The sequence below is a fragment of the Winogradskyella aurantiaca genome (genome assembly GCF_003362725.1).
Lineage (GTDB): Bacteria > Bacteroidota > Bacteroidia > Flavobacteriales > Flavobacteriaceae > Winogradskyella_A > Winogradskyella_A aurantiaca.
The window spans coordinates 1-701 of the sequence record NZ_QKTV01000019.1; the positions used below are offsets into that span (position 1 = coordinate 1).

Annotated in this window: 1 protein-coding gene; it reads left to right on the plus strand. The window is 40.1% G+C overall.

The features are described from left to right. Window positions 1-701 (plus strand): Ig-like domain-containing protein (locus DN064_RS14075; protein WP_198659455.1); only part of this gene is annotated, 701 nt, incomplete at both ends.

A 701-nucleotide genomic window follows, 5' to 3' on the forward strand; every position in this document is an offset into this window, starting at 1 on the left:
TTGGTGATACACCAGTAGACATTCTTTCTTTAGTTACTGCCAGTGGTGATTTAACTTGGTATTCTGATGATCAAGGTTCCAATGCTTCTGATCAAACACCAAGTATAGATACTAGTACTGCTGGTGAGTTTAAGTTCTATGTATCTCAGGATAATGATAATAATGACTGTGAGAGTGCTATCTCTACAATTACTATTACTGTTAATGCACTTCCAGATGCACCTGGTACTGATGATTTAGAATATTGTGTTGGTGATACACCAGCAGATATTGCTTCTGTAGTCACTGCCTCGGGCTCACTTACTTGGTATAGTGATTCTGGTGCAACTCAGGAAATCAATAAACCTTCAATCAGTACAGCTTCTGCTAGTGATACTACGTATTATGTGACTCAAACTGACGGTAACTCTTGTGAGAGTGAACCTGCAGCAGTTCGAGTAATAGTTAATGCACTTCCAGATGCACCTGGTACTGATGATTTAGAATATTGTGTTGGTGATACACCAGCAGATATTGCTTCTGTAGTCACTGCCTCGGGCTCACTTACTTGGTATAGTGATTCTGGTGCAACTCAGGAAATCAATAAACCTTCAATCAGTACAGCTTCTGCTAGTGATACTACGTATTATGTGACTCAAACTGACGGTAACTCTTGTGAGAGTGAACCTGCAGCAGTTCGAGTAATAGTTAATGCACTTCCA